This window comes from Collinsella sp. AM13-34 (assembly GCF_003473055.1).
Lineage (GTDB): Bacteria > Actinomycetota > Coriobacteriia > Coriobacteriales > Coriobacteriaceae > Collinsella.
In genome coordinates this window covers 46,051-65,493 of sequence record NZ_QRLE01000010.1, presented here as the reverse complement: position 1 = coordinate 65,493, position 19,443 = coordinate 46,051, and the positions used below count along the sequence as shown (strand labels likewise).

17 protein-coding genes are annotated in these 19,443 nt (G+C 60.5%); 9 read left to right on the top strand and 8 right to left on the bottom strand.

Features of this window, described 5'->3' with window-relative positions:
* Positions 1-24: 24 nt before the first annotated feature.
* Complete coding sequence (locus tag DW151_RS05760) at positions 25-852, top strand: HAD hydrolase family protein (protein ID WP_158571661.1); 828 nt, start codon at positions 25-27, stop codon at positions 850-852.
* Between the two features lie 45 nt (positions 853-897).
* On the opposite strand, the gene DW151_RS10490 is transcribed toward DW151_RS05760, so the two are convergent.
* Entirely contained in the window at positions 898-1,689 is a 792-nt protein-coding gene (locus DW151_RS10490; RefSeq protein WP_158548938.1) for a DeoR/GlpR family DNA-binding transcription regulator, read from the bottom strand.
* 349 nt (positions 1,690-2,038) lie between these two features.
* Between DW151_RS10490 and DW151_RS05750 the strand changes: the two genes are divergently transcribed.
* From DW151_RS05750 to DW151_RS05730, 5 genes are all read left to right on the top strand, one after another.
* Positions 2,039-2,749, top strand: coding sequence for a transaldolase (locus DW151_RS05750; RefSeq protein ID WP_117564350.1), 711 nt, complete (start codon positions 2,039-2,041; stop codon positions 2,747-2,749).
* Positions 2,750-2,758: 9 nt separating this feature from the next.
* Entirely contained in the window at positions 2,759-3,205 is a 447-nt protein-coding gene (locus DW151_RS05745; RefSeq protein ID WP_118334850.1) for a PTS sugar transporter subunit IIA, read from the top strand.
* Positions 3,206-3,280: 75 nt separating this feature from the next.
* Entirely contained in the window at positions 3,281-3,556 is a 276-nt protein-coding gene (locus DW151_RS05740; RefSeq protein ID WP_022094539.1) for a PTS sugar transporter subunit IIB, read from the top strand.
* 71 nt (positions 3,557-3,627) lie between these two features.
* Positions 3,628-5,019, top strand: coding sequence for a PTS ascorbate transporter subunit IIC (locus tag DW151_RS05735; RefSeq protein WP_118334848.1), 1,392 nt, complete (start codon positions 3,628-3,630; stop codon positions 5,017-5,019).
* A 324-nt stretch (positions 5,020-5,343) separates the two neighbouring features.
* The gene (locus tag DW151_RS05730; protein WP_233543358.1) at positions 5,344-6,048 is read left to right on the top strand and encodes a transaldolase; all 705 of its coding nucleotides are present in this window, start codon (positions 5,344-5,346) and stop codon (positions 6,046-6,048) included.
* Positions 6,049-6,429: 381 nt separating this feature from the next.
* On the opposite strand, the gene DW151_RS05725 is transcribed toward DW151_RS05730, so the two are convergent.
* The 4 genes from DW151_RS05725 to DW151_RS05710 form a co-directional block, all read right to left on the bottom strand.
* Complete coding sequence (locus tag DW151_RS05725) at positions 6,430-8,577, bottom strand: Tex family protein (protein ID WP_118334845.1); 2,148 nt, start codon at positions 8,575-8,577, stop codon at positions 6,430-6,432.
* 420 nt (positions 8,578-8,997) lie between these two features.
* Positions 8,998-10,038 (bottom strand): Gfo/Idh/MocA family protein, encoded by a 1,041-nt coding sequence (locus DW151_RS05720; RefSeq protein WP_118334844.1) that lies wholly within the window; start codon positions 10,036-10,038, stop codon positions 8,998-9,000.
* 67 nt (positions 10,039-10,105) lie between these two features.
* Positions 10,106-11,362 (bottom strand): MFS transporter, encoded by a 1,257-nt coding sequence (locus tag DW151_RS05715; RefSeq protein ID WP_118334842.1) that lies wholly within the window; start codon positions 11,360-11,362, stop codon positions 10,106-10,108.
* Positions 11,363-11,446: 84 nt separating this feature from the next.
* Positions 11,447-12,328: an SDR family NAD(P)-dependent oxidoreductase gene (locus DW151_RS05710; RefSeq protein ID WP_118334841.1), complete on the bottom strand. Its 882-nt coding sequence runs from the start codon at positions 12,326-12,328 to the stop codon at positions 11,447-11,449.
* 233 nt (positions 12,329-12,561) lie between these two features.
* Between DW151_RS05710 and DW151_RS05705 the strand changes: the two genes are divergently transcribed.
* Positions 12,562-13,440: a LysR family transcriptional regulator gene (locus DW151_RS05705; protein WP_118334839.1), complete on the top strand. Its 879-nt coding sequence runs from the start codon at positions 12,562-12,564 to the stop codon at positions 13,438-13,440.
* Positions 13,441-13,644: 204 nt separating this feature from the next.
* Here DW151_RS05705 and DW151_RS05700 read toward each other — a convergent pair whose 3' ends face one another.
* The 3 genes from DW151_RS05700 to DW151_RS05690 are packed head-to-tail and all read right to left on the bottom strand — an operon-like array spanning position 13,645 to position 17,870.
* Positions 13,645-15,564, bottom strand: a complete 1,920-nt coding sequence (locus DW151_RS05700; RefSeq protein WP_118334838.1) for an ABC transporter ATP-binding protein — start codon at positions 15,562-15,564, stop codon at positions 13,645-13,647.
* Positions 15,557-17,371 carry an ABC transporter ATP-binding protein gene (locus DW151_RS05695; protein ID WP_118334836.1) on the bottom strand — a complete coding sequence of 605 codons (1,815 nt, stop codon included), beginning with the start codon at positions 17,369-17,371 and terminating at the stop codon, positions 15,557-15,559. The genes DW151_RS05700 and DW151_RS05695 overlap by 8 nt, the downstream gene beginning before the upstream one ends.
* Positions 17,364-17,870, bottom strand: a complete 507-nt coding sequence (locus tag DW151_RS05690; protein WP_117637687.1) for a MarR family winged helix-turn-helix transcriptional regulator — start codon at positions 17,868-17,870, stop codon at positions 17,364-17,366. The genes DW151_RS05695 and DW151_RS05690 overlap by 8 nt, the downstream gene beginning before the upstream one ends.
* A 298-nt stretch (positions 17,871-18,168) precedes the next feature.
* Here DW151_RS05690 and DW151_RS05685 point away from each other — a divergent pair, with 298 nt between their 5' ends.
* Together DW151_RS05685 and DW151_RS05680 are read left to right on the top strand one after the other, a co-directional pair.
* Complete coding sequence (locus DW151_RS05685; protein WP_118334835.1) at positions 18,169-18,993, top strand: PfkB family carbohydrate kinase; 825 nt, start codon at positions 18,169-18,171, stop codon at positions 18,991-18,993.
* Positions 18,986-19,315 (top strand): TIGR04076 family protein, encoded by a 330-nt coding sequence (locus DW151_RS05680; RefSeq protein WP_192934508.1) that lies wholly within the window; start codon positions 18,986-18,988, stop codon positions 19,313-19,315. The genes DW151_RS05685 and DW151_RS05680 overlap by 8 nt, the downstream gene beginning before the upstream one ends.
* Positions 19,316-19,443 lie beyond the last annotated feature (128 nt).

Sequence of the window (19,443 nt, the reverse complement as noted above, 5' to 3'; positions counted from 1 at the left end):
CCATCGACCTCGAAAGGAACCCATATGATTGATGCGTGCCCCGATTCCGCTGTGCTCTTTTTTGACGTGGACGGCACGCTGACGTCGTTCGACCCCGACGATATGACCGATAAGGACTTCAATGCAATCCATCCGTCGAAGGCTGTTGTCGATGCATTTGGTCGTCTGCGCAATGCGGGTCACCAGGCATTTATCTGCACGGGCCGTCCCTTGTGGCTGGTTGCCGATGGCCTGCGTGCGCTGAACCCGGCGGGAATCGTTGCCATGGCGGGCGCCACGCTCGAGGTCGAGGGACGCGTGGTGCACGAGGATTGCATTGACGAAGGCATTGTTGAGGAGCTCGCGCGCCGCATTACTGTGGCGGGCGGCGAGGCGTTGTTCGAGACGAACGGTGCCACCTATTCACTTGAGCCAGTTGGTGTCGAACAGTCATTTCTGCTAGGCGCCGGCGTGGTGCATGGCGTTGATCAGATGCGCGTCGATGGCCGCTTGCACGTAGGCAAGGTGTGCATTAACGCGTGCAACCTGGCTCGCGTAGCCAACGATGACGGCTTTATCGATCGCAACTTTGAGCTGTGCAATACTGGCGGCCAGAACCGCGAGCTGAGTCCCAAGGGCATCGACAAGGGCGTGGGCGTGGCGCGAGCGCTGGAATACCTAGGTCGCACCGGCAACGCGCGCACCTTTGGCTTTGGCGATTCGGGCAACGACCTGGGCATGCTCGCTGCCGTCGAGACGGCTGTGGCCATGGGCAACGCCATGCCCGAGGTCAAGGCGCTCGCCGACTACGTGACCGACGATGTCGCACACGACGGTACCGTCACAGCGATGCAGCATTTTGGGTTGATTTAATAAATGGCCGGGTCGCCCGCAGTGGGGGCGACCCGGCCATTTGAGCTATTTTGCAATATAGAGCTTGGGATGACTGCGACTGCTCTCGATCGCCGCCGTCATGATGCCCTCGTCGTCTCCATCAACGATGATGCCGTCGAGGTCATCGATCTGCGCGGACTGATAAAAACTGGTTTTGTTGAACTTTCCCTGGTCAACCATCATGTAGCCCTGGTTTGAGTTGGTAAGGTACATATGCTTGATCATGGCCGAGAAGTCGTGCTCGACGGTAAAACCGTGGTCGGGGTGGAATCCGTCGGCACTGACAAACGCCTTGTCGGCATGTAGTTTGCTCATGCAGTCGAGCGTTAGTGCGCCCGCGAGATAGAGGTGGCCCTTGCGCACGGAGCCGCCCAGCAGCACTACCGAAGCATTGGGGAGATTGAAGCTGGCGTAGTTCGCGATTGCAAGATCGCCGGTGATAATGGTGATCTCACGCTTGTCCATGAGGGCCTTGGCGAAGTAAAAGCCTGTGGTGCCGATATCAATTACCAGAACATCGCCATCATCAACAAGAGTTGCTGCGGTTGCGGCGATGGCCTCCTTGGCCTCGACTTGGACATTGATGCGCTCCTCGGGATACGAGATTGCGTTGGAGCGAGAAAGCGATACCGCTCCGCCGCGTACGCGACGCAGCTTGCCTTCGGATTCCAACGAGATGAGGTCGTGTCGTGCGGTGACTTCCGAAACCGAAAAACGGCGAACGATGTCGGATACCGAGATATTTGGCTTTTCGGCCAGCCAATTCATGATAAATCGCTGACGCTCGGCCGGTGAAAGGTCTGAAGTAGATGCCATATGCCGCTCCTTTTGAACAAAAGGTAAAAAGATGCGCCTTTCGTAATCGAAATATAACGTATCGATATGAAAAGAACAAGGCAAATTCGAATGAATCAAAAGAACGGAATGGCATGTCATAAATGCATGCGTAGCAGATAGTTCGCACGTAAACGGGCTATAAAGAGTCTCATTCTGAAGGTGCCGCCCAAAAGAAGTACGTTCACGCCCGATATTCGACCGTTCACGGAAAGTTGACAATTGAGCTTTCGATGGCTTTTGAAATAGTTTATAAAAGAAAGCCGAAAAGCTTTTGAAACAAAGAAGAAAGCTTTCGATAGCAATAGTGCTAGATGAGAAAGGACCGAACATGGCGATTAAGGTGTTTGCCGACGGCGCTAACCTCGAAGGCATGCTTGACATGCATGACAATGGCAACGTTCAGGGCTTCACGACCAATCCTTCCCTTATGAAGGCCGGTGGCGTGACTGACTATCGCGCTTTTGCCAAGACGGTTCTTGAGCACATTACCGATGTGTCGGTCTCTTTTGAGGTATTCGCCGACGACGAGGCTGGTATGGAAGCCGAGGCTCGCGAGATTGCAACCTGGGCAGACAACGTCTACGTTAAGATCCCGGCGCTCAACACCAAGGGCGAGTCCACTGCCGCGCTGGTCAAGCGCCTTTCTGCCGACGGCATCAAGGTGAATGTCACCACGATCTTCACGCCCGAGCAGGTCGACGAGTTTGTCGATGCCGTCTCTGCCGAGACCCCCTCTATTCTGTCCATCTTCGCCGGTCGCATTGCCGATACCGGCGTCGATCCGCTGCCCCTCATGGCGGAGTCCGTAAAGAAGGCTGCCGTTAAGCCTGCTGCCGAGGTTCTCTGGGCGTCTACGCGCGAGGTCCTCAATATCTTCCAGGCGGAGTCCGTTGGATGCCAGATCATTACGGTCCCCAATGCCCTTCTTGCCAAGCGCAAGAATTTCGGGAAAGATTTGCTTGAGTACTCGCTTGATACGGTCAAGGGCTTTGCCCGCGACATCCAGGCACTTGGTTTCCATATCTTGCCCGAGGAGTAGGGGACGAGCATGCTGACCGATCTTCTTAAGCCCGAGCTTGTTGCCTGCCACGTCGAGGCCTCCGATTGGGAGGAAGCGATCAGGGCATGCGGTAAGTTGCTCGTAGGCGCTGACAAATGCGACCAGAGCTATGTTGACGCCATGATTTCATCGGTTCACAAATTCGGCCCCTATATGGTCTTGGAAGAGGGCATCGCCATGCCCCACGCTCAGGCAGATGGCAATGTGAGTGAAGCGGGAATCTGTATCGTCACGCTTGACCCAGCCGTTGCGTTTGGACACGAGGATTTCGATCCGGTTCACGTGCTCGTGGGTATTTGCGCGCCCGACCCCAAGGCTCATCTTGGCTGCTTGGCGGAGCTTTCGCAGATGTTCGAGGACGAGGACTGCGTTGCCAAGCTCAGCGCATGCGATACGCCCGAGCAGGTTTTGGAGACCATGCGTTCATTCTTTTAGGCCTTAATGGCACGGCGATGCGTCGCCGCTTTTGGATAGACGGAAAACCGTCACGTGTAGGAGAGGAAGGTTGCCATGCATATCATCACCGTATGCGGAAACGGCATCGGGTCCAGCCTGATGCTCGCTGGCAAAGTCGAGGAGCTTTGCGAGGAGGAGGGCATCAAGGCCGACGTTGAGTCTATGGACCTGAACGGTGCTTCTTCCGCAAATCCGGATCTGTTCATCACCGTTAAGGAGCTCGCCCCCGAGCTCCACGGCAACGTTGTGATCGTTCGCAGCTATGTGAACAAGAAGAAGATCCGCGAAGACGCCCTCGAGGCAATCAAGGCGGCCGCCGCTAACGCCTAAAGCGGCACAAAAAAGGGCGGTTCCCTGTGGAAGAGGGAAACGCGCCCACGTTAGAGAGAAAGGAAGCGCAGATGCAAGCCATCCTTCCCATACTTGAGTTTATCCAATCGATTCTGACCAAGCCAGCGTGGATCATGGGTCTGTTTGCCTTTGTGGGCCTTGTTGCGCTCAAGCGCCCTGCCCACAAGGTGATGACGGGAACCCTGAAGCCCATTCTTGGTTACATCATGCTGTCTGCCGGCGCTGCTGTTGTCCAGGAGAACCTTGCTCCGCTGGGTACCTTCATCGAGACCGGCTTCCATATCACCGGCGTCGTGCCCAACAACGAGGTCGTCGTTTCGATGGCTCAGAGCGTCCTCGGCGTTCAGACCATGATGATCCTGATTCTCGGCTACGTCGTGAACATTATCATTGCCCGCTTTACCAAGTTTAAGTACATCTTCCTGACGGGCCATCACAGCATGTTTATGGCTTGCCTGCTGTCTGCCGTTCTGCAGGCATCTGGCTTCCAGGATGTCCAGCTTGTCATCGTGGGCGGCATGTTCCTGGGCCTCGTGAGCGCTATGCTTCCCGCCGTTGGTCAGCGTTTCACCGAGAAGGTTACCGATGGCGATGAAATCGCCATGGGCCACTTCGGTTCACTCGCCTATTACATCTCCGCTGCAGTCGGTACGCTTTTTGCTAAGGACGCCGAGGAGAACAGCACCGAGAAGATCGAGGTTCCCGAGAAGTTCTCCTTCCTGCGCGACACCACCATCTCCACGGCTCTTACCATGGCCTTCTTCTACTTGGTTACCGCTTTCGCCGCTTACATCGCAGATCCTGCGGTCGTTACCAAGACCGCTGGCGGCGACGATGTAATCGTCTATGCCCTGACCTGTGCTCTGTCTTTCGCCGTTGGTGTCACCATCGTCTACAACGGCGTTCGTATGATCCTCGCCGACCTGGTCCCGGCTTTCCAGGGCATCTCCAACAAGCTGATCCCCGGTGCCATCCCCGCCGTCGACTGCGCCGTCTTCTTCCCCTATGCTCCCACCGCCGTTATCCTCGGCTTTGTCGCTTCCTTTATCGGTGGCGTGGTCGGTATGTTCATCGTGGGCGCTACCCTGGGCATCTTCATCATCCCGGGCATGGTTCCCCACTTCTTCTGCGGTGCTACCGCAGGCATCTACGGCAATGCTACCGGCGGTCGCAAGGGCGCAGCTCTTGGTGCTTTCGTCAACGGCCTGCTCATCACCTTTGCCCCGGCCCTGCTCCTGCCCGTTCTTGACGTCTTTGGCTTCAAGAACACTACGTTCGGCGACTTCGATTTCTCCGTCATTGGTATTACGCTTGGCCGCGCTGCCGAGGCCTTCGGTACCACTGGTGTCTACGCGATTCTCGCTGTCCTTCTGATCGTCGCCTTCGTCCCCAACTTTATCCACACCAAGGGCGCTGTGATCAATCACGTTGAGGAAGAGTAATCCAGGCATACGTTAAGCCCTAATCGGGCGGAGCTCCGATAACCGGCTCCTGCACGGAAGCGGTGACGTCTCAATCGAGGCGTCACCGCTTTTTGCTTTGGAGCGATTGTGAATATGAGCCGGCGAGGCGCTGCTTCTGTTCCGTGAACGGAATCAAACGCAATGATCGGCAAAAACGTTTTGCCGCTGGGGCGTCGATATAAAAATGGTAAATCTGCAAAACCGTTCGCCGAGAAGATAAAAAACCGCAGTTCACGCCTTGATAAACGTAGATAAAGTGTTTAGCAGTTTATCGGCCGTATGCTAACGAAAGGAATCAGGCAGATGGCAATCAAGGTGTTCGCTGACGGTGCAAACCTCGAGGGCATGCTCGACATGTACGAGAGCGGCAACGTTCAGGGTTTCACGACCAACCCGTCCCTTATGAAGAAGGGCGGCGTGACGGATTACCGCGCGTTTGCCAAGGAGGTCCTGGCCCACATCACCGATGTGTCCGTGTCGTTTGAGGTCTTTGCCGACGACGTCGAGACCATGGAGGTCGAGGCTCGCGAGATCGCTACCTGGGCCGAGAACGTCTACGTCAAGATTCCGTGCGTGACCACCAAGGGCGAGTCCACCGCCGAGCTGGTGCACAAGCTTTCGGCCGACGGCATCAAGGTCAACGTCACCACCATCTTTACGCCTACGCAGGTCGACGAGATGGTCGAGGCCGTTGACGCCGAGACGCCGTCCATCATCTCGCTCTTTGCCGGTCGCATCGCCGACACCGGCGTCGATCCCATTCCGTTTGTGACGGAGTCGGTCAAGACGGCCGCCGCCAAGCCCAACTGCGAGGTCCTGTGGGCATCCACGCGCGAGCTCATCAACATTTACCAGGCGCAGGCCTGCGGTTGCCAGATCATCACGGTGCCCAACAGCATCCTGGCCAAGCGCAAGAACATCGGTCGCGATCCGTACGAGGTCTCGCTCGATACCGTGCGCGGCTTTGCCAAGGATATCGCCGCTTTGGGCTTCCATATCTTGCCGTAACGCGAACACTGGCTGCGCCGCGGGTTGTTCGCCCCGGCCTTTCCTTTCCCTATCGCTCACACGCTTCGCGAGGGTCGCGCTAGGTAAAGGAAAGGCCGGGGCTGCCGACACGAGCTTGCCGGCAAGTTAGCACTCGGCTTCCATATCCTGCCGTAGGCAAAGGTACCCCCGCCTGCGACGTGCAAAATTGAGAGTATTCAGCAAGGTAAAGGCTTTTACCAGCTGGTTGAAGCACGGAACAGCCCCCGTTTTGGCTCTGACGACGCTAAAACGGGGGCTGTTTGTGACTATATTGCCTCTGAGGGGCGTTCGGAGCGGCGGAAATTGCAGAATACTCGCGATTTTGCACGTCGCTACAGGGGGTACCCTTGCTTTGGCGGTTTATTTCCCCTGCACCATGGTGAGCGAGATCTTCTTGCGGTCGCGATCGACCTTTTCGACCCACACCTTGACCGTGTCGCCGACGTGCACCACGTCGCTTGGGTGCTTGACGAAGCGGTTGGCCAGTTTGGAGATGTGCACGAGGCCGTCCTGATGCACGCCCACGTCGACGAAGGCGCCAAAGTCGACGACGTTGCGCACCGTGCCCTTGAGTTCCATGCCGGGTTCCAGGTCGTCGATGGAAAGCGCTGAGCGGCTAAAGACCACTTCGGGCGCGTCGTCGCGCGGGTCGCGACCGGGCTTCTTGAGCTCGTTGACAATGTCGATGAGCGTCAGGGTGCCACAGTCCAGGTCGCTTGCCAGTGCCGAAATGCTGCCCAGACGGCGCTCGATATCGGGCACGCCGCCACGGCTGAGCTCGCTGGTGGCAACGCCGGCGCGCTCCAGGACGGCCGTGGCCACCTCGTAGCTTTCGGGGTGGACGCTTGTCGCGTCGAGCGGGTTCTTGCCGCCGCTGATGCGCAGGAAGCCCGCGGCGTTGAGATATGCCTTGGGTCCCAGCTCGGGGACCTTCTTGAGCTGGCGGCGATCGGTAAAGGCGCCGTTTTCCTCGCGGTACGCCACGATGTTCTTGGCCACGCTCGGCGTGATGCCCGATACGTATCCCAGAAGGCTCGCGCTCGCGGTGTTTACGTCGACGCCCACGCGGTTGACGACGTCCTCCACCACGTGGCCCAGGGTGCGCGAAAGCTCGGCCTGGTCAAGGTCGTGCTGGTACTGGCCCACGCCGATGGACTGGGGCGGAATCTTGACGAGCTCTGCCAGCGGGTCTTGCAGGCGGCGGCCCAGGCTCATGGCGCCGCGCACGGTGACGTCCAGGTCGGGATATTCCTGGCTGGCGAGTTCGGAGGCGGAGTACACCGACGCGCCGGCCTCGTTGACGATGGTGTAGCGAAGGCTGGGCGCCTGCTCGGCAATGAACTCCGAGACGACTTCCTCGGTTTCGCGGCTGGCGGTGCCGTTGCCGATGACGATGGTGTTGACGCCGTCCTTTTTGACGAGGCGGGCGAGCTCGCGCTTGGTGCCGGCGACGTCATGGCGCGGTTTGGTGGGGTAGACCACGCCGTGGTCGAGCAGCTTACCGGTCTCGTCCATGACGGCGACCTTGCAGCCGGTACGGTAGCCCGGATCGAGCGCGAGCACGCGGGCGCCGCGCACGGGGCGTGCCGAGAGCAGGCCTTCGAGATTCTTGGCAAAGACGTTGATGGCCTCGGTCTGAGCGCGGACGGTGAGCTTGGCGCGGGCTTCGCGCTCAAGCGAGGGAGCCATGAGGCGCTTGTAACCGTCGGCGATGGCAACATCGAAGATGGGAGCAAACACGCCCTGGCGTCGGGGCCAACGGCTGCCGAGGCGCTCCGTGGCGGCAGCGCCGTCGACGTTCACGCGCACGCGGAGCTTGCCCTCGCGCTCACCGCGGTCGATAGCCAGCACGCGGTGGTTAGGGATGCGGCGCAGCGGCTCGTCAAAGTTGTAGTAAGGCTCGTAGGGGGTCTTCTCGGCGGGGTCGGTGGCCTCGACGACGATGTCGGCGGTGTTTTGCGTAAAGGCGCGTAGGTCGGCGACGTTCTCGGGGTCCTCGGCCACCGTCTCGGCCACGATGTCCGCAGCGCCGGCGAGCGCCTTTTCGGGCGTGTCGAAGCCGGCCTCCTCATTGACGTATGCCGCGGCGGCGTCGAGGGCGCTGCCCTTGGCCGAAGCCTGCATGATGATCATGTTGGCGAGCGGCTCCAGGCCTGCCTCGCGGGCCTTCTGCGCGCGGGTCATGCGCTTTTTGCGGTAGGGCTTGTAGAGGTCCTCGACACGCTGGAGCTGCGTGGCCTCGCGGATCTGTGCCTCGAGCTCGGGCGTGAGCTTGCCTTGGGCGTCGATGAGCAGAATGACGTCCTCTTTACGCTGCTCAAGATTGCGCAGGTAGGACAGGCGCTCGTCGAGTGCGCGCAGGGCGACGTCGTCCATGCCGCCCGTGGCTTCCTTGCGGTAGCGCGAGATAAATGGGATGGTGTTGCCCTCGTCGATGAGCTTGACGGCCGCCTCGACGTTGGCGGCCTTAAGGTTGAGCTCGCGGGCGAGCTGGGCGATAAGATCCATGGGACTCCTTGCGTTTAAGGTGCGTTTGCAGCACAGGGCTACCAAGGATACCACCTGCTACTTCGCTCAAAAAAGACTGTTTTGGCGCGGAACCACGAAAGCGGCCTATCTACTACGTTTGAACCGTGTGGGTCGACCATCCCCCGGTTTTCCGAAAATGCGCAACCCGTCTACCTGCGGTTTTTATTCCGCGAAATTTGGCATGGTTAAGGGCGATCGGTTAAGCGTAGTAGATAGGCGCGTTTCGTGGCGAACGAATCAAGCCGAGGTGCAAAATAGCCCCCGCCCCAGAAAAATCGTCGGCAAGGTAGCAAAATGCCCCGCGGGCAGGAGGCTGCTCACGGGGCAAAGAAGAGGGGCTTATTTGTGGCGGACCGAAGGGTTCGGCATGGGGCTTCTGCCGCGGTCGCTCTTAAGGCATTACAGCTCGACGAGCTGGCCGGTCTCGGCGGCCTCCTTGATGGCGTTAAGCAGCGTGAGCGTCTTGACGTTGTCGGCCGGCGTCACGACGGGCTCGACCTCGCGGCGGACGACCTTCACAAAGTGCTTGAGCTGCATCTTGTGGGGAAGCGCCGGGTCGACGGCCGGGATCTCCATCTGCAGCGGCTTGTGCCAGTTGGATGCGCCGTCGTAGGAGAACTGGTGCAGGCGGGGCAGCGACAGGGCACCCTTAGTACCGCCGATAAAGTAGGCGTCGGCGTCGAAGGGACGGTACTGCGGGTCCTCGCGAGCGGTTGCCTCCCAGTTCCAGGGGCTGGCGGTGGCGTCGGAGATGGTCATGCTCGCGAGCGCGCCATCGGCAAAGCGGACGTTGACCACGGCGGAGTCCTCGGTCTCAAAACCGCGGGCAGCGCTGGATTGCATGCCCTGGACGGCAACGGGCTCGCCCAACAGGTAGCGGAGCAGGTCAACATCGTGCACCAGGTTGACCAGGATCGGGCCGGCACCCTTCTTGCGGCGCCACTCGACATCAAAGTACTCGTCGTTCTTATAGATCATGTAGTGGAAGCTCGACACGGTGAGCTTGCCCAGTTCGCCGGACTCGATGATCTCCTTGGCCTTGTTGACAAACGGGTTGTGGCGACGGTGCTGGCCCACGAGCACGGGCACGCCGGCGGTCTCGGCCTCGGCGGCGAAGGCCTGGGCATCCTCGAGGTCGTTGGAGATTGGCTTTTCGACCAGCGGCACGATGTTGCGCTTCACGGCCTCGCGGGCAACGCCCAGATGCAGGTCGTTGGGGGTGGCGATGATGACGGCCTCGGGCTTGACCTCGTCCATCATCTGGGCCGGATCGGTAAAGAACGGCACGCCGGCGGCCTCGGCCGTGGCGCGGGCGCCCTCAAAGGCGTCGGCGATGGCGACGAGTTCGGCCTCGGGCTCCTCGGTGACAAAGCGGATGTGGTTGCGGCCCATGGCGCCGGCGCCGATGACGGCAATGCGGACGGGGTTGAGCTGAGACATTTCGACTCCTTAATGCTGGTGGCTTGGAATGTGACAAAGGGACAGCCCCTTTGTCACATCGGTATAACTAGGCGGACTTCTTCTTGCTGTCGGAGACCATCATGTAGACGGTGAGTACGACGGCGATGGCGGCAATCACGATGGCGCCGTAGAAGGACTGCTGGTAGGCGGCGCTGCCGGCCTCGGCGTGATACAGCACGGCGGTGATGGGCTGGCTGATCCAGGTAGAAGCGGCGTAGCCCAAAAACATGATGCCGTAGTTGACGCCGATGTTGCTGGTGCCAAAGGCACCACCGGTGAGCGGCGGGTAGATGACGAGCAGGGCGCCAAAGCTAAAGCCGAGCAGGGCGAGTGCCACAAAGAACATGCTCTGCGTAAAGCTCATCGACATGATGACGAGCGCGACGATGGTGACGACAAGGCTGATGAGCAGCGACTTATAGGCGCCGAGCTTGTCGATGATCTGGCCAAAGGACAGGCGACCGACCAGGTTGGCGCAGGTGTTGACGGAAACCACCACACCGCCGAGGGCGACGGCTGCGGCGCTCGTGGGGTCGGCGAAGAGCTGGACGGCGGCGATGGAGGCAACCTTGCCCACGAGCAGGGTGCCCGCAGTGGCGGCGCAGGCGAAGGTGACGATGAGGACCCAGAAGCGCGGGGTCTTGACCATCTCGCCCGGGGTGAGGTCGCCGAAGGTACCGGCATGTGCGCCGCCCTTGGGGGCTTCGAAGCCCTCGGGCAGCCAGCCGGCCTCGGGGGCCTTCAGGAACAGGGCGGAGGCGGCGATCGTCACAAAGAAGATGACGCCGAGTGCCTTGAGGGCGCCAAAGATGCCCAGGCTCGGGATGAGCAGCGAGGCGAGCACCGGGGACAGCACGGCGGGGCCGGCGGTCGAAGCAGCGAGCGTAATGCCGGAGGCGAGGCCCTTCTTGTCGATAAACCACTTCTGACCCGTGGTGAGTGCCGGGTTGTAGCCCAGGCCGTTGCCGACAGCGGCGACGAGCGAGAACCACAGGTAGAACTGCCAAGGCTCGGTGACGGTGCCGGACATGAACCAGCCCAGGCCGTAGCACACGGCGGCGGCGATCACGACGTTGCGGGGGCCGATCTTATCGGAGATGCGACCGGCGAAGATACCCGTCACGGCCATGATGGTCTGAAAGACCGGGAAAGCCCAGGTCAGGGCACTGGACCACTCGGGGTAGACGGCAAGCAGGTTCTTGCTCACGACGGAATACAGCGCGATGGAGCTGATGAAGAACATGGTGACGCACGCGGCGGAAAGCACGACGGCGCGACCCTTGTTGGAGTTGGTGGAAGTCATGGGACTCTTTCTAATCGATGCGGGGGAGGGGCGGGGCAAACGCCGCTGAGGTGCTTGCCCCGCGCCCCTTTCTACCGGGCTGGTTTACTGATCGGTCGGCTTTGCGACGCCGGACTCGTCGGACCAGAGCTCGACACCCTTGTTCTTAAGATAGTTGTCGGCAAAGGCTCGACGGCCGCCGGGCTTGGCGGTGAGGTCGCCCATCATATTGGAGAAGCCGCCATCGACCTTGATGGCGTCGCCGGTGGTAAAGTCCGAGCGCTTGGACGCCAGGAACATCACGGCGTTGGCGATATCGCTGACCTCGCCGATGCGGCGCGTAGCGATAAGGCGGCTGCGGCTCTTTTCGACCTCGGGGTCGGCGTAAAAGCTCGCCGACATGGGGGTCTTGACAAAGCAGGGCTCGACGCAGTTGGAGCGGACGCCGTAGGGCCCCCACTCGGCGGCGAGCATCTTGGACATCATGTTGACGCCCGCCTTGGTGGAGCTGTACACGCCCGAGAATGTCTCGGGGGAGTGGCTGGCAACGGTCGAGATGTGCACCAGGCGACCCTGGCCAGCCTTGATCATCTCGCGGCCAAAGCGCTGCGAGGTGATGAAGTAGCCGGTGAGGTTGACGTTGATGACCTCGTTCCAGTCACTCAGCGGCAGGTCCTCCATGGCGGCGAAGCGCAGGATGCCGGCGGTGTTGACGAGGACGTCGACGCGGCCGAACTCGGCGATGGTGGCATCGACGGCGGCCTGAACCTCGGCCTCGTCGGTGGCGTTCATCTTGTAGCCCTCGGCGTGGATGCCAAACTCGGCGGCGAGGTCGGCAGCTGTGGCCTTGACCTTCTCCTCGTCCAGGTCGAGCAGGACAACGTTGGCGCCGTTGCGGGCGAACTCGCGGCAGATCTCGACGCCCATGCCGCCGAGCGCGCCGGTCACAGCGCAGACATCGCCCTCGAGCTTAAGCCAGTTGCTCATAGGAACTTCCCTTCTTGTGCCTCCCTGTGGGCCGCTCCCATTAATCGACCCACGTGGTTTTCGCTGGTTATCGTATGCTTTGCATTTGCGCAGGTGAATTGCATATTTGTTAGAATGGCGTTAACCGTAGGTTTACGCCGTGCGATGCAGTTTATTCTCAATTGAGTGTGTGACCTGCCAAAACAACCCCCTTTGGCAACGCATGGCCATATGTCTGGAAACGGGAGATTGACGTGTACGATCGACGACTTGAGGCCATATCGGCCGCCGCGGAGCTGGGAAGCTTCTCGCGCGCGGCGGCAAAACTGCGGGTGTCGACCCCGGCGCTCGTCAAACAGGTGTCGGGGTTCGAGGCCGAGTTTGGCATCACGCTGTTCGAGCGGTCGCACTCGGGCGTCAAGGTGACGCCGGCGGGCGCTCTGCTGGTGGACGACGCGCGCTCGATCATGCGCCAGTCTGAGGACGCACTGCGTCGTGCCCGGCGCGCGGCGGGCGATGGCGGTGCGGTGCGCCTGGGCGTGTCGATGATGTGCCCGGGGCGCCAGACACTGTCGATGTGGACGGGCGTGCACGAGCTGGAGCCATCGCTGCGCTTCGAGATCGTGCCGGTGAACGATCTCTATGACGAGCGTGAATCCGTCATGCGCAGCTTGGGGCGCGAGGTGGATGTAGTGCAGTCGAGTTTTTCGACCCCGCGCTGGGGTGACGCCTGCCAAAAGCTCCGCATCGTTACCGTGCCGTTTTATATCGACGTGCCGCGCACAAGCCGGCTTGCGCGCAAGACGCGCATCACGGTTGCCGACTTGGAGGGCATGCGCCTGCGCGTGCTTCGTCACGGCAACGACGCCATGGACAGCCTGCGCATCGACCTGTTGGCCGACGGCGGCGTGGACGTGATCGACGTGGACAGCTTTGACTTTGCGCTCTTTAACGAAGCGGAGGAAAAGGGCGATGCGGTGCTCACCTGCGGAGCGTGGTCGGGCGTGCACCCGGCCTTTGTGGGCGTACCGTTCCTATGCGGCCGCGAGGTGCCGGTCTATTTGCACTACCCGCTCGAGCCCACCCTCCAAGTCCAAAAATTCGTCAACGCCATTGCCCAACTCCTCAAGTAGCTCACACAAAACGAGGCCCTGGCCAAACGGCCAGGGCCTCACTAACCTTTATTCCGTTTTAAACGACGGGCTGATCACGCGTAGGAGGGTGCCCCGTGGACGGCGGTGTATTTCCTCCGCGCGCAGTTTCGCAGCGCAGCGAGAATGTTTGAGCACGGAGGAGTTACCCCGCCGCCCCGGGGAACCCTCCGTCAGTAATCGTTCCTACTCTAGCTCAAACGCACCCGTGTAGAGCTGGTAGTAATACCCGCGCTTGGCGATCAGTTCGTCGTGGTTGCCGCGCTCGATGATGCGGCCGTGGTCCAGGCAGATGATTGCGTCGGAGTTGCGCACGGTGGAGAGGCGGTGCGCGATGACAAACGTCGTGCGGCCCTCCATGAGCTTATCCATGCCCGCCTGAACGATGGCCTCGGTGCGGGTGTCGATGCTCGACGTTGCCTCGTCCAGAATCATTGCCGGCGGATCGGCGACGGCGGCGCGGGCGATCGAAATCAGCTGGCGCTGGCCCTGCGACAGCTGGGCGCCGTTGCCGGTGAGCATGGTGTCGTAGCCGTCGGGCAGGCGGGTGATAAAGTCGTCCGCGCCCGCGAGCTTGGCCGCCGCGATGCACTCCTCGTCGGTGGCATCCAGGTTGCCGTAGCGGATGTTATCCATCACGGTGCCGGTGAACAGGTTCACGTCCTGCAGCACGACGCCCAGGCTTCGGCGCAGGTCGGCCTTGCGGATCTTGTTGACGTTGATGCCGTCGTAGCGGATCTTGCCGTCGGCAATGTCGTAGAAGCGGTTGATGAGGTTAGTGATGGTCGTCTTACCGGCACCGGTGGCGCCGACAAACGCGACCTTCTGGCCCGGCTTGGCAAACACGGACACGCCGTGCAGCACCTCGTGGTCGGGCGTGTAGCCAAAGTCGACGTTGTCCATGACCAGGTCGCCGCGCAGCGGTACGTACTCGATCTCGCCGGTTGCACGGTGCGGATGCTTCCATGCCCACATGCCAGTGTGGTGGTCAGCCTCCTCGAGCTGCCAGGTGTCAGGGTTGACCTGCGCGTTGACGAGTGTCACGTAGCCTTCGTCGGCCTCGGGCTCCTCATCGATGAGCTCAAAGATGCGGTCGGCGCCGGCCAGACCCATGACCACGGCGTTGATCTGCTGCGAGATCTGGCCGATCTGTCCGCAGAACTGCTTGGTCATGTTAAGGAACGGCACCACGACGGCGATGGACAGCTCCATGCCCGAGATGCTCAGGTTGGGCACGCCCAGCGCCAGGAAAATGCCGCCGGCAAGGGCCACCAGCACGTAGAGCAAGTTGCCCAGGTTCATAAGGATGGGCATGAGGATGTTGGCGTACATGTTGGCCTTCTGGGAGACCTCGAAGAGCTTTTCGTTGCGCTCGTCAAAATCGGCCTCGGCGGCAGACTCGTGGCAGAACGCCTTGACGACCTTCTGGCCGTTCATGACCTCCTCGATATGGCCCTCGACCACGCCGAGCTCGGTCTGCTGCGCAATGAAGAAGCGCGCGGAGTTGGAGCCGAGCAGCTTGGTCATAAAGGTCATAAAGGCGACGCCGGCGATGATGACCAGGCACATCCACATGCTGTAGTACAGCATGATAAAGAACACCGTGACGATGATGATGATCGTCATGAGCAGGTTGGGCAGCGACTGGCTGATCATCTGACGCAGCGTGTCGATGTCGTTGGTGTAGTGGCTCATGATATCGCCGCGCTGGTGCGTGTCGAAGTAGCGGATCGGCAGGTCCTGCATGCGGTTGAACATCATCTCGCGCAGCTTCTCCAGCGAGCCCTGCGTGACGATAGCCATGGCGCGGTTCCAGAACAGTGAGGACAGGACACCGACGCCGTAGATGCAGGCGAGGGTGGTTACGAGCTGCAGAATCTTGGGCTGTGCGGCTTCCCAATCGCCCGACTGCCACGATTCGCTAATAATCTGCAGGGCGCTCTGCAGGAAGGTCGCGCCGATGGAGTTGATGATGGCGCAGAGCACCACGCCGGCGACGACAAGGGGCAAAAGCACGGGATAGAAGCCAAAGAGCGTCTTGATGAGGCGCGACATGGTGCCGCCCTTACGGTTGAGCGCGCGCTCGGCGGTCGTTGCCTTACTCATGTGCCTCGCCTCCTTCCTGGGTCTGAGCTTGCGTTGCGGATGCCTCGGTGTCGGCCTCGACGGCCCCTTCGCCCTCGGCAGACATCTTGTTTTGCGAGGTAAAGGTCTCGCGGTAGATCTCGCTCGTCTTGAGTAGCTCGTCATGGTTGCCGATCTGCGCGATACGGCCGCCCTCCATGACGATGATGCGGTCTGCGTCCTGCACGGAGCTGATGCGCTGGGCGATGATGAGCTTGGTCGTGTTGGGCAGATAGCTTGCCAGCCCTGCGCGGATCTTGGCGTCGGTCTTGGTGTCGACGGCGCTGGTGGAGTCGTCCAGGATCAAGATCTTGGGGCGACGCAGCAGGGCGCGTGCAATGCACAGGCGCTGCTTCTGACCGCCCGAAACATTAGAGCCGCCCTGTTCGATCCAGGTGTCGTAGCCCTTGGGGAAACCGTCGACAAACTCGTCGGCGCAGGCCAGATGCGCTGCCTCGCGGACTTCCTCGTCGGTGGCGTTCGGGTCGCCCCAACGCAGGTTCTCGGCGATGGTGCCGCTAAACAGCACGTTTTTCTGCAGCACCATGGTTACCTGGTGGCGCAGCGCGTCCAGGTCGTAGTTGCGTACGTCCACACCGCCGACGCGCACGGTGCCCTCGGTGACATCGTACAGGCGGGCGATCAGGTTCACGAGCGTGGACTTGGCCGAGCCGGTTCCGCCGATGATGCCGATGGTCTCGCCGCTCTTAATATGCAGGTCGACGTCGTCGAGCGCCTGGCGCTTCGCGTGCTCGGAATACTTAAAGCTCACGTGGTCAAAGTCGATGGAACCGTCGGCAACCTCGAGCACGGGCTCGGCGGGATCGGCGATCGTGGGCTCGGCGGCCAGCACCTCGGCAATGCGGTGTGCCGATTCGTCGGCCATGGTCACCATGACAAAGATCATCGACAGCTGCATCAGGCTCATGAGAATCTGGAAACCATAGGTAAAGGTCGAGGAGAGCTGGCCCACGTCGAACAGCGTGCCCTGGCTCGTGATGATGAGCTTGGAGCCCAGGTAGATGATGACGACAAACGCGCCGTTGACGCAGATGTTCATCATGGGGTTGTTAAAGGCGAGCAGCTTCTCGGCGCGGGTGAAGTCCATCTGGACGTCGCGCGCGGCGGTCGCGAACTTCTCCTTCTCAAAGTCTTCGCGCACATAGCTCTTGACCACGCGCATGCCGGTGACGTTTTCCTCGACGGACTCGTTAAGGGCATCGTACTTGTGGAACACGCGCGAGAAGATGGGGCGCACCTTAAAGATGATAAAGAACAGTCCAAAGCCCAGCAGCGGAATGATGACCAGGTAGACCATGGCGACGCTGCCGCCCATGATAAATGCCATGGTAAAGGCGAAGATCAAGACCAGCGGCGCGCGCACGGCGATACGGATGATCATCATAAAGGCCTGCTGAACGTTGTTGATGTCGGTGGTCAGACGCGTGACGAGTGAGGAACTCGAGAACTCATCGATGTTGGCAAAGCTGAACGTCTGGATCTTGTAGAACAGGTCGTGACGCAGGTTCTTGGCGAACCCGCAGCTCGCATGGCTGCAGGTGACGCCGGCCGCGGCGCCAAAAGCAAGCGACGTCAGCGCGATGAGCACCAAAAAGCCTGCGGTGGGAAGCATCTCGGCTACGGTGGCGCCGTCTTTGATAGCGTCGATCAGGTTGGCGGTGATGAATGGAATCAGCATCTCGCAGAGCACCTCGCCAAGCACGAGCAACGGCGTGGCAACGGTGACTTTCATATAGTCGCGGATGCTGCCCATGAGGGTTTTAATCATCCAGTTCCTCCCAGGTTACGCGGATTTTATCGAGCATTTCGGCGAGGTCCTCGCGCTCGTCATGGGTGAGCGCGCTAAAGGCCTGCTCTCTAAAGCGAATGCGGGCTGCCTGGTCGATGCGGGCGTTTTCCCGGCCGGTTTCGGTCAGGCGAATGGTGAGCTGCCGTCGATCCTTGGGGTTACGGCTGCGCTCGATGAGGCCGTTGAGCTCGAGCTTGGACAGGATCTCGGAAAGCGATCCCGGCTTGAGGTCGAAGTGCATGCCGAGCTCCTGCTGCGACATCTCGCCGCCGGGTTGCTTGGCCAGCAGGCAGATGATGGGCGCCTTGCCGGACACGCCTCCGCCATGAAAATGCATGTAATGGCCGCAAAAGCCCAGGCCGCTCAGGATGCGCTTGGCGAGTTTGTCTTCGGCGCTGACCGCTTCGGGTACATCCGCCGGCTGTGACGGGTCGCCGCCGGGCTCGTGCGAACAAAGGCTAAGAGGTTCATCGCACATGAATTAGTGCCGCTCCTTTCTTTATTTAGGTAGTTGAATTGTTTTGTGCCTAACTAATCTAGGAGCATGAGAAATGAATGTCAAGGTACCAAACTTATTATGTTCGAGCGGCACTTGGGGACACTCCTTGCGCCATTTACCGGTGATTCGTAGGGGGGCGGAGGTAAACGGAGCAATTTCGAAACCTTTCCGCAACAATTTGCCCTTCGTACCGCTCGACTCCGCTCGCAACGTTCCCTGCGCTACACTTAGTCGCACTGTGGCGCTGCGCGCCGCGCCCGAAACAAGGGAGACCCTCATGAAGAACACTCAGCTGCTGCTGATCAACGATATGTGCGGCTACGGCAAGGTCGCGCTTTCCGCCATGCTGCCGGTGCTGTCGCACATGGGCTACCGTATCCATAACTTGCCGACGGCGCTCGTTTCCGACACGCTCAACTACCCCAAGTTCTACATCCACGACACCACCGAGTACGTGCGCCAAAGCCTCGCTATCTGGGAGGAGCTCGGCTTTGAGTTCGACGCCATCTCGACCGGCTTTATCGTGACCGAGGAAGAGACGCGCATCATCTCGGACTTTTGCCACCGCCGTGCGCAAAAGGGCACCAAGGTGTTCGTCGACCCCATCATGGGCGACAACGGCAAGCTCTACGCTGGCGTGCCCGAGTCCACGATCGGCCTCATGCGCAGCCTGCTCGAGTGCGCCGACTACGCGGTGCCCAACTACACCGAGGCATGTCTGCTTACCGATACGCCCATTGCAGAGCAAATCACGCCCGACGAGGCTCGCGTTCTTGTGAACGCCGTGCGTGAGCTGGGTGCCAAGTCGGTGGTCATTACGAGCGCCGTAGTCAATGGCACGAACGCGGTTATCGGTTACGACCATGTGGCGGGGGAGTACTTTACGATTCCCTTTGAGCTCATTCCGGTCTATTTCCCGGGCACGGGCGACACGTTCTCGGCGGTGCTCGTCGGCCGCGTTATGGCAGGCTGGAGTCTGCAGCGCGCGACGTTCGATGCCATGCGTGTGGTGGCTGAGCTTATCGAACGCAATGCCGACCAAGAGGACAAGTCGGCCGGCCTTCCCATCGAGGCCTGCCTGGACGTGATCGACCATGAGTAACATTGGCGAGGGCGGCGTCAAGCCTGCGGGCGAGAACAGGCCGCTCGGCGCGCCGCGTGGCAAGCGGCCGCGTATCCGCGTGAGCTGCGTGGACCAGCTGGGGACGTGCCGCTGCCACCACGGTCACAAGCCGGGCGACGTTTTTGACTTTGACCGCGATCGCGGCAAGATGTGCGCCATGGCCTGCCATGTGGGCTTTCCCTATATCGATATCCTGCGCTATGGCGGAACCGTGCCTGGCAACGAGCCTGGCACGGCAAAGTTCTGCTGCCCCGAGGTCGATACTCTGAACGTCTGGCTTGCCGAGATCGTCGACGAGTAACCGAGCGAGGATTTTCTCCCGTCGAAATATCGAGCGTGGATTATCTCCCGTTTTGGGCGCAATTTCGCACTCAAAGTGGGAGATAGTCCTCGCTCGATTTGTATGCGAGAATCCCGACCTCACTTATG

Excerpts from the sequence above, each read along its gene's own strand:
- DW151_RS05760 (WP_158571661.1), top strand. The coding sequence starts at position 25 with ATGATTGATGCGTGCCCCGATTCCGCTGTGCTCTTTTTTGACGTGGAC.
- DW151_RS10490 (WP_158548938.1), bottom strand. The coding sequence starts at position 1,689 with ATGGCATCTACTTCAGACCTTTCACCGGCCGAGCGTCAGCGATTTATC.
- DW151_RS05750 (WP_117564350.1), top strand. The coding sequence starts at position 2,039 with ATGGCGATTAAGGTGTTTGCCGACGGCGCTAACCTCGAAGGCATGCTT.
- DW151_RS05745 (WP_118334850.1), top strand. The coding sequence starts at position 2,759 with ATGCTGACCGATCTTCTTAAGCCCGAGCTTGTTGCCTGCCACGTCGAG.
- DW151_RS05740 (WP_022094539.1), top strand. The coding sequence starts at position 3,281 with ATGCATATCATCACCGTATGCGGAAACGGCATCGGGTCCAGCCTGATG.
- DW151_RS05735 (WP_118334848.1), top strand. The coding sequence starts at position 3,628 with ATGCAAGCCATCCTTCCCATACTTGAGTTTATCCAATCGATTCTGACC.
- DW151_RS05730 (WP_233543358.1), top strand. The coding sequence starts at position 5,344 with ATGGCAATCAAGGTGTTCGCTGACGGTGCAAACCTCGAGGGCATGCTC.
- DW151_RS05725 (WP_118334845.1), bottom strand. The coding sequence starts at position 8,577 with ATGGATCTTATCGCCCAGCTCGCCCGCGAGCTCAACCTTAAGGCCGCC.
- DW151_RS05720 (WP_118334844.1), bottom strand. The coding sequence starts at position 10,038 with ATGTCTCAGCTCAACCCCGTCCGCATTGCCGTCATCGGCGCCGGCGCC.
- DW151_RS05715 (WP_118334842.1), bottom strand. The coding sequence starts at position 11,362 with ATGACTTCCACCAACTCCAACAAGGGTCGCGCCGTCGTGCTTTCCGCC.
- DW151_RS05710 (WP_118334841.1), bottom strand. The coding sequence starts at position 12,328 with ATGAGCAACTGGCTTAAGCTCGAGGGCGATGTCTGCGCTGTGACCGGC.
- DW151_RS05700 (WP_118334838.1), bottom strand. The coding sequence starts at position 15,564 with ATGAGTAAGGCAACGACCGCCGAGCGCGCGCTCAACCGTAAGGGCGGC.
- DW151_RS05695 (WP_118334836.1), bottom strand. The coding sequence starts at position 17,371 with ATGATTAAAACCCTCATGGGCAGCATCCGCGACTATATGAAAGTCACC.
- DW151_RS05690 (WP_117637687.1), bottom strand. The coding sequence starts at position 17,870 with ATGTGCGATGAACCTCTTAGCCTTTGTTCGCACGAGCCCGGCGGCGAC.
- DW151_RS05685 (WP_118334835.1), top strand. The coding sequence starts at position 18,169 with ATGAAGAACACTCAGCTGCTGCTGATCAACGATATGTGCGGCTACGGC.
- DW151_RS05680 (WP_192934508.1), top strand. The coding sequence starts at position 18,986 with ATGAGTAACATTGGCGAGGGCGGCGTCAAGCCTGCGGGCGAGAACAGG.